The organism is Rhodococcus sp. P4_B6, assembly GCF_056402215.1.
Genome location: NZ_JBFUHV010000266.1, coordinates 1 through 8,589, shown reverse-complemented (window position 1 = coordinate 8,589; position 8,589 = coordinate 1). Strand labels below are relative to the sequence as shown.

Sequence of the window (8,589 nt, the reverse complement as noted above, 5' to 3'; positions counted from 1 at the left end):
TTGTCGGCGCGGGCGCAGAGCACCGTCATCCGGCGCCGGATCGCGACGTGCCCGAGGGCGGTCGCCAGGTGCGTCTTGCCGACCCCGACCGGTCCCAGAACCAGGACCGAGTGGCCGGCCTCGGCGAACCGCAGTGAGACCAGATCCGAGAGCAGGGATCGGTCGTAGCGGAGGTCGTCGAGGGCGTTCCAGGTGTCGATCCGCATCGACTGATCCAGACCGGCCTTCGCCGACCGCAAAGTGGCCGAGCGTGATTCCCGCCGGGATACCTCGTCGGCGAGGAGCAGCTCCAGGAATGCGACGTGGCTGAGCTGGTGCTGGCGGGCCAGGGCGAGTCGCTCGGGCAGGGTGTCCTTGAGGGCGCCGAGTTTGAGTGTTTTGAGAAGGGCGATCAGGTCGGCGCCGATCGGATCGACCGGGCCGGAAATGGGTGCGGGCGGGGTGGTCATCGTGGCTCCTTCGTGTCGGTGTTGCCGCCGGCGATCACCGTCAGATGCCCGGTCCTCTCGGTGGCGACGCCGGTCCCGGCAGTGGCAGGGGTGGTCCTCTCGGTGGCGGAGGTGGTCCCAGAGGTGGCAGGGGTGGTCCCAGAGGTGGAAGGGGTGGTCCCAGAGGTGGCGAACTCGGCGGGGTCGCGGGTGAAGCGGGACGGGGCCGCCGACCCGGCGGCCGGCAGCAGCGGTGCGGTGGTCTCGGTGGCGCGTTCGAGCATCGAGGCGATCTTGCTCACCGACACCACATCCAGATCCAGTGCCGTGCTGCACGCCGCTTCGACCGGGCCGGGCCCGTAGCGGCGGACCAACCCGAGCAGCCGGTAGACCGCCCGCATCCGGATCCAGGGCAGCGGATCGTCGAGCAGTCGTTCGGCGTAGATGCCGACGCAGCGGCCGTGCCCGGCGCAGGTGCCGATCAGCCGGTCCAGRTCCCGCATCGCRTATCCGACCTTCTCGGTGGGCAGATCCTCCGGRTCGGTGCTGCGCCCACCGGCGGGCTGGCGCGGGTGCACCTTCACCAGGGTTCCGCGSRSRTAGAACTTCACCAGCGCACTGTCCGCCCGCACCTCGAGGGTGGASCCGATCCACTGTCCCGGTATCGAATACAACGCCTTGGCCACCTCGGCATGAAAGTCGCGGTGCACCTTGACCTGTTTGAAGATCGGCACGTCGTAAACCGGCGGAACCGGCAGCACCATCGGCGCCTCGTCCTCGTCGAACACCTCGAGCGGGCGGGCGGCGGTGGTGCCGTGCGTCCGCATCCCGGCGGTGTCACGGCACCACGCCTCGGCGTGGCGTTGCGCCTCCGCTAGATCCGCGAATTCCTCACCGGCCCAGTAGTTCCCGCGCACATATTGAACTGCGCGCTCGACCCTAGGTTTGTCCTTCGGGGACCGGATCCGGGCCGGGTCCGTGACGAACCCGGCGTGCTGGGCGTAGTCCAGCCAGCCCTGCGACAGCCGCGGATTGACCGCGTCCGCCTCGGTCACCACCGGCTTGAGGTTGTCCGGGATGAGGACCTTGAAGACACCGCCGAAGAAGGTCCACGCCGCCTCGCAGCCGGCGATCACCGCCGCCAGGGTCTGCGAGTAGGTCAGCCACACGAACATGTGCCGCGAGTACACGGCGGTGAAGATCAGTGCGTGCACCTTGCGGCGCCGCCCGGTCTCCGGGTCGGTCAGATAGCCCAGGTAGCCGAAGTCGATCTGGCATTCGCTGCCGGGATCGCCGTCGACGATCCGGACGGTGGTGTCCCTGCGGCCGAAACCGCACCGCTCGGTGGCGAATCGGTGCAACGTCCGATACGGCACCACGCAGCCCTGGCGGGCCAGCAGCGTTTCGATCTTGGTGATCGTCAGCGGTGGATGGTTCCCGTCGCCGGCGACCCACGCGGTGATCTGGTCCTCGAACCCCAGCAGCCGGTCCCATGCGGGCCCGTGTCCGCTCGGGCGGGCCGGGCGCACCGCCTCGATCACCGTCCCGATCAGCCCGTCGTCGAGGGCCCAGGCGCCGTCGCTGCGCTGCAGGCCCGCGGCCTGCGCGGCCTCGATGTACCGCCGCGCGGTCTTGCGGTCCACCCCGCAGTGCGCGGCGATCGTGCGCAGCCCCGGTGGCCGGGACCCGGGCACCCCGAGCCAGACCCGGAGCACTTCCTTGACTTCGTTCACGTTGACCTCCCGAAAAGCCATGCCCGTCCGCCTTCGTGACCGGGGATACCGACACGACGATCAAACGAGTCATCCGGCGGGACTTCGGCGCGACGCGCCGGGTGGTCCCATGACTGGCAATCCGAGTGGTCCCATGAGGGTGGCAGAAATCAGGTCAGACCGGTCCCATGCTCATGGCAGGCGACAGTGAGCATTTCCGCTTTGACTTTGCTCCTCCGGAAGACCGGTGAGCAGTGTGCGCGACATCCCTGGGGTCAGGTGGGTGAACCATCCTTCGTGGTTTGTGCGCACGCACTTTCCGGGTGGTCGCTCGCACCGACGGATCATTCACAGAGACAAGGGCGACAGCCGCTCGTCGAGGTCGGTACGCATTGATGTCGGTGCCGTGTGTCGGAGGGCGTTGACGTTGGTGCGGTTCGGGTGGGGGAGAGGATGGCGCTGTGGTCGGCGATGATGCGGGCGACGAGGTCGCGGCCGGGGCCGTGGTCGAGGGGCCGGGGTGTGGTGGTGGGGTGGACGGTCAGGTCGGGGTGGGGTGTGATCGCGGGGTCGGTGGTGAGGACCCAAGGCGAGGGTGTCGTCGTTGCGCCGGGGCCGGCAGGCGAGTCCGTCGAGGTCGAGGTCGGGGTCGGCGGCGCGGATGGCGTGGGCCCACCGGCGGGTGGTGTACAAAATTGCCGGGCTTCGCATTTGGTGAGCCAGAGGTCTTGTCCGACCGCGGCCGGGTGCGGGCCGTTGAGTGCGGCTGTGGTGACGGTGAGGGCGGTCGCAATACAGGAGCCACGACCTATCCGAGAATTCGATCAGCTGCCGGTACTTTCCGGCAATGATGCAGCATTGCCGCTTCTTCGGATCGACGCCCCGAGGCGCTAATCAGGAACTCCTTGGCTCCGCGACCGGTGCGGTGGTTCTGCGTCGGGGGATTGGGTGGTTGCCCCTCCAGCGTCTCCTTAGGCGTTGATTGCGTATGCAATCCTCAACTGGCTCGGCAGATGCCGGTGCACCGAGTGTGTGCCGAATCTCCGCCAGTCACTGGGGGTTTGACTGGCGGAGACGGCATCGGCAACCTGCACTCAGTGTGTACCGGTGCGAGGGAAATGGTAGGCCCACCCGACCGCGTATCGCAGAAATGTGAGCTACGCCACACGCATATTTCTGCCGGCGCGTCCCCGGCGGGACGCAAGGGATCTGGTCGGGTGGTGTTCGCCCGGTGCATCGACGACCCGGAGGCCGGGCACAGACCGTGACGGTGAAACCACCTCGCTCACGATCAATCCTGCGCTCGGTGTGGTTGGCGGCGGCCGGCTGTTCGGCATACTCCTGCAGCTGGGGTCTGGGTCGATCCGGGTGCGCAGGTACGCCAGGGTTTCCTGGTGCGGGGGATCGGAATGGGCCGGAGTCCGCGAACGTCGGTGCTGCATCGCCCTGACATCGGCGAGGGCGTCAGGCCCGGGCGACACGCGGAACGTCATTCGTCACGAATTGGCCCTCGGGGACGTTCGGTTTGTGGTTCCGGTGTGGCGTCGGCGGCGTCCTCGGCTGGTGGCGAAGTCACACCTCGACAGCCGGCGGGGAACCTGGTCGCCAGCGCCCTGCGCGGGATCGTCGAGGCTCGCCGCCACCATCCGGCGCGGGAGAAGGTATAGGCGGTCGTACCAGCTACTTTTTGAGCAGTGCCGCGTCTGTGTGCATGTGCGGGAGTCCCTCCGGTGTGGGTCTATGGTCCGCACTTGGCACCTGCCTCCGCATGCGGTGCATTTCGCGTAGCCGCCGTAGGAGAAGGTCGCCCGGTGGAATGAGCGTGACGGAGTAGAACACCGCACCGTCAAGAGAATCCTCGATCACGCAGGAGAAGACTCCGAAGGAGGAGAAAACCAACAGGCCGCACGCGAAACTCGTCGCCCGATACCTGAACGCCATCGTTCACCCGTCCTTCGATGCTCACTCAGTGAGGAGCGAAACAAATCCAGCGTGCCGTGAGAGTGCAAAGCCTCGCCCAGGCGGCGACGCGAATCGTGATCAGACTGGCGGAGCCGTGCTCCCCGGTGCCAGGGAGCGTCCCCCTTGTCGGTCACCGATTGCGAAACCGCCGGCTGGGGAGGCGAGAACAGATCACCACGCCCGCGGTGGCACCGCAAGGGTTTCGTCGGGGTCGGAGGCACGAATGCGTCACACTGGGGGAGGGTGCCCGGCGGTGGCGGTGGCGGTGGCGCTGGTCGTTTGTGCGGGGCGCGCTGTTCGGGTCGTGGACGCCGATGTGAGAGACATTAATCGAGAATTGTGCTGTCTCAATTGCCGCGTTCAATTTCGTCGGTCGGTCGGGCGGATATCGCGAGGATGCCGTCCTCTCGCGTGGGCAGTACAGTCGACCGGTAAAGAAAATGAGGGAGTGGGCATGGCGCGCCGAATAGTGGTCGAACACGTCGACGATATCGACGGAACTTCCATCGACGCCGGAAAAGGTGAGACGATCGCCTTCTCCGTCGACGGCATCGATTACGAGATTGATCTGTCGGCGAAGAATGCGGCAGAGTTCCGCAAGACGCTCGATTACTACATTGAGCATGCGACAAGGGTGGGTGGCCGCAGGCACCGGACCGCAGGCACCATCCACTCCGGCGGTGGCCCGGCGACGCCGGCCCGGCGAGACCGCGAGCACGTGCGAGCGGTCCGTGAATGGGCGCGCGAGCAGGGCTACGAGGTGGGGGTCCGGGGGCGGATGCCCACCGATATCGTGGAGGCGTACAACGCGGCTCACTGACCCGCTGCGATGTCCGTGCAGCGCACCGGTCACCTCGCGGCGGCGTCGACGAGTGCCTTCCGCTGATTCGGCCCCAGACCACCGATCCGGCGCGTATCGGAGATCGACAGCTCCTCGAGCAGTTGAGCGGCCTTGATCGGACCCACGCCGGGGAGTGACTTGACGAGGGCGGACACCTTCGTTTGCTTCACGATGTCGTCGGATTCGGCCTTTTCGAACACCGCGCTCACGGTGAGGTCACCCGACTTCACAGCCGAGAGAAGTTCGCTGCGCAGCTTCCGTGCCCGAGTTGCCTTCGCCAAGGCTGCCGCTCGCTGTTCCGGTGTCAAAGTGGGCAATGCCATGAGAACTCCTCCGAGTATCCGCGACAAAATTGCTGCTGCCGGATGGGATTGCGTGTGCAGTAACGGCATCAGCAACGCCCATTGCTGCATCGATCGTAACAATCCACGGAAACGCACTACAGCGGATCGCACCGAAATCGGAAACTGTCGCCCGACCAAATTTGGGTTTCGATCACCGTGGGATATGGCACGAGTGAGTCGATATCCGGGATCGGGATCGGGATTGGGGGAGGGCAGCCGATCGGGCGAAAGCCACCGCGCGGCACCATCGCCGAGATCGACACCGCGACACCGCGACACCCGGTAGGTTCTCACCCCGTGCGGGTGACTGCGACCGTTGTGATCGGCACCGGACCGGCACCACCCGGGAAGCTATGCCGCCGTGCGAGGACCCCGCGGCCGGGCCGCCGGTGACACCCCTAGCACTGCGAGCGGTGCACGTTCCTCGTCCGGCAGGGTGTGCGCGCGCCATTTCTTCACCGCCCGATACAGCCACTGCCCCACCTGCTCGCCATCGTCGGTGAGGTAGTTGACGGGCACCAGGGCGTCACCGTGCTCCTCGCGGTAGGCGGCGATCGCCGTCAACATGCGCCGACGCTTCGAATCCGTCCTCGCGACCGCCGGGAGGGGCTGCCCGTTCTCGGCCCACACGAAACCGATCGCGTCGAGCTCGCTGATCCGGCTGGCCGGCAGTGTTCCGAGCATCCGGGCGACACGCTGACGGGTCTGCCACCGCCCGAGACGGTATCCGTTCTCGGTGACGTGGTCGTCCGGGACCGGAGAGTGCGGGTGCGTGCGACAGAACGCTGCGTACATCCGCAGCGGCGACAGTGAATCTCGGGCGAGCGCTGGTCGCATCGACATCGATCCTTCCGCGTCCATCATCAGGTCCGGTTGTCCAATCGTCGTGCATTCAAGTATGTCCACCACATCGCATATATAACAGCACCCCGCCCTCGCAATCACGATGCAGTGCCTGCCCCGGAGGACAGACATTCCTCGCGACGTGGTGTGCACCACGACCGCGCCGGAAACTATTCCGTAGACCTGCCGTGGAAGTGAGTTAGGAGTCGTTCGCTCCCGCAACCGGACTGAGCCGGAAATCGGAGGTTGAGGAGGAGGTGCACCATGGGGTGTCGGATCGGCGATACCACCTCCGCGTGCTCGGATCCTGGTGCGCTGCGGCGTCGTCAACTGGTCTCACGCGGCCACCGTCGCCGCCGACGCCCTTCCCTCTGCGGTGGGGTGGCAGCCGGGTGTCGCCCCGCACACGAGAGAACTCATCCAACTCCTGCTGGGCTCGTTTTGCGGTGAGATCGTCGGACAGGGCGCGCCACCAGTACTGGGCAGCAGTGTGATTAGCCATCCACCACTCCTGCGCGGTTCCCGGACCGGGGTGGACAGATCGCCACCGGGACGCCGCATTCTGTGCACTCGATTCGGGTGCTCGCCGATCCGTTGTTGGCGGTCAGGAGCCGGTCGGGACGGACGGAGGTCCGAGATCGGTCGCGGTGTTGCGGGATCGTGTGTCGACTTGGGCGAGTTTGTCCTTGGCCGCGACGAGGCTGACCTTCGCCTTCGCCGGGCAAGACTTGTGGAACTTTAGGCCGATCATCTGCGAGTTCATCTTTGGTGCAGCATCATTGGTGTCGCTTTCTGTTGCTGATGTTCTGGCGCTACGCGACAAGGCTGGTCGTGTTGCGGATCGTGTGGTGCGCTACTCGCGCTTGCGGCACTCGAGTTGCTCATTCGCCCGGCCCGCACGTACGGCACTCCGGACGCCACCGTCGAGCAGGCTTCGTCCTGACCCGCGACATCGAGGTCAAGGCGATCGGTGAGTTTCGACGGCCGCACCGCCGCCGCGGAGGCAGCATTGAAGGCGAGGGCGAAGAACGACTGGGCCACCGCACTTGTCGAGCCCTGTTCGCAAGGTAGGGGTCCGCGTTGCAGTAGATTCCAGCGAATGTTCTCGCGGCAGTGGCCGTCGTAACGTTCGTGTGGAATCGATGTCCCTGTGTGATCGCACCGACCGTCTGCCCGCGTGGACAGCGGTGACCCATACAGTTCGCTTGGCGAGATGTGAATTGAGGGAGCGGTTATGGAGTGGTTCGTATCGTTCTGGGATCGGGAGACCCAGCGAACGTCGGTGCGGGCGGGGGAGGCGCCCGACCGCGGCGACGCACTGACGCAGATCGTCTCCGCCGGAGGCGAGTTGGCGCGCCGCGAGGACGGGTCGGTGGTCAACGAGGTCGCCCACCTCCGCGTCGGGGACGATCTGGCCGTGGTGGGCGGGTTCGATAGTCCCAGCCTGAGCGATGAAGTGCTGCGGAGCCGTATCGAGGCGGCGATCGCCGCGACGAAGGAACACGCCCGCACCGTGCAGCAACAAACGTCGATCGAGTAGTCGGCCCCGGTCCGTACCGGCCCACCGACCCGACGAGGTACCTGACCGCGCCCGGATCGGTGGCCGATCGGTGGGAACGCGTCGCGCACTGGCTGGAAACCCACATCCCGTCCGCGCAGATCACCCCACCTGTGAGGAGCCGATCGCCGTCGCGGTCACCGCCACCGAGCAGCACTGGAAGCTGACCGCACTGTTGGCTGGTCGGCGGGTTCGGCGTCGTCAACGGGGTGCAACTGTTGCCGTGGTGCGCGAGTTGTTCGACCTGGACCGGGTCGTTGAGGAACGGCAGACGGACATCGACGTCTGGGGTGAGATCGGTGAGGAGATGGGCGCCGAACCGGCCACCGTCGGGGCTGCGGGGGACCCGGCGGGCAGTTTCTGCCGGATTTTCTGCCCGTCGCCGGCCGCACCGGCAGTGCGTCGAGACCCGACCCGGCCTGCTGCACGGCTGCGCCACCGAGTTCGACAAGGTCGGTGCCGGCGAGGCCGGTCCTCGATGGTCCTGTCTGAGTGTGATGCTCACCGATCTGGCGAACAGCCTGCACACCGGCGCGTGTTCGACGATCGACGGACCCCGGCCGTCAACGATGGACAGCTGAGCTGGGAATACCAAGGCTGGGCTGTTCACCGGTCGGCATGCCTGCGTATCACTCACCTTCCATCCGTCCTACCAGTACGCGACCACCTTCAGCGCGATGAACGTGCCCGCGTGAGGTTCCCCCCGGAAAGTGGACACCGACTTGGCGGGACACCGGTCCCGCTGGAAGGATGTCCGTATGCCCCCTCGCAAGCGTCGGTCGTTCACGACCGAGTACAAGGTCGAGGCTGCCCACCGGGTGATCGACTCCGGTCGCACCATCGCAGAGGTCGCCCGAGAACTCGGCCTCAACGAGAGTCTGTTGGGTGAATGGGTCAAACT

At 66.4% G+C, this 8,589-nt stretch carries 8 protein-coding genes; 3 read left to right on the top strand and 5 right to left on the bottom strand.

Translation table 11 applies throughout. From position 1 onward, the window contains the following. Positions 1-449 (bottom strand): ATP-binding protein (locus AC1DWT_RS47660; RefSeq protein WP_477925940.1); only part of this gene is annotated, 449 nt, incomplete at its 3' end. Further along, entirely contained in the window at positions 446-2,182 is a 1,737-nt protein-coding gene (istA, locus tag AC1DWT_RS47655) for an IS21 family transposase (protein WP_477925939.1), read from the bottom strand. The genes AC1DWT_RS47660 and istA, both read right to left, overlap by 4 nt. Before the next feature lie 2,374 nt (positions 2,183-4,556). Here istA and AC1DWT_RS47650 point away from each other — a divergent pair. Beyond that, positions 4,557-4,922, top strand: coding sequence for a histone-like nucleoid-structuring protein Lsr2 (locus tag AC1DWT_RS47650; RefSeq protein WP_206015565.1), 366 nt, complete (start codon positions 4,557-4,559; stop codon positions 4,920-4,922). 29 nt (positions 4,923-4,951) lie between these two features. On the opposite strand, the gene mihF is transcribed toward AC1DWT_RS47650, so the two are convergent. The 3 genes from mihF to AC1DWT_RS47635 all read right to left on the bottom strand — a co-directional run bounded on the left by mihF (position 4,952) and on the right by AC1DWT_RS47635 (position 6,881). Continuing rightward, the gene (gene mihF, locus AC1DWT_RS47645) at positions 4,952-5,266 is read right to left on the bottom strand and encodes an integration host factor, actinobacterial type (RefSeq protein WP_206015566.1); all 315 of its coding nucleotides are present in this window, start codon (positions 5,264-5,266) and stop codon (positions 4,952-4,954) included. Between the two features lie 372 nt (positions 5,267-5,638). After that, positions 5,639-6,151 carry a helicase associated domain-containing protein gene (locus AC1DWT_RS47640; protein ID WP_206015567.1) on the bottom strand — a complete coding sequence of 171 codons (513 nt, stop codon included), beginning with the start codon at positions 6,149-6,151 and terminating at the stop codon, positions 5,639-5,641. Between the two features lie 583 nt (positions 6,152-6,734). Continuing rightward, positions 6,735-6,881, bottom strand: coding sequence for a hypothetical protein (locus AC1DWT_RS47635; RefSeq protein WP_206015568.1), 147 nt, complete (start codon positions 6,879-6,881; stop codon positions 6,735-6,737). Positions 6,882-7,364: 483 nt separating this feature from the next. Between AC1DWT_RS47635 and AC1DWT_RS47630 the strand changes: the two genes are divergently transcribed. Beyond that, the gene (locus tag AC1DWT_RS47630; RefSeq protein WP_206015569.1) at positions 7,365-7,670 is read left to right on the top strand and encodes a hypothetical protein; all 306 of its coding nucleotides are present in this window, start codon (positions 7,365-7,367) and stop codon (positions 7,668-7,670) included. Positions 7,671-8,446: 776 nt separating this feature from the next. Beyond that, positions 8,447-8,589: transposase (locus tag AC1DWT_RS47625; RefSeq protein WP_477925361.1), on the top strand; the 143-nt coding region annotated here is incomplete at its 3' end.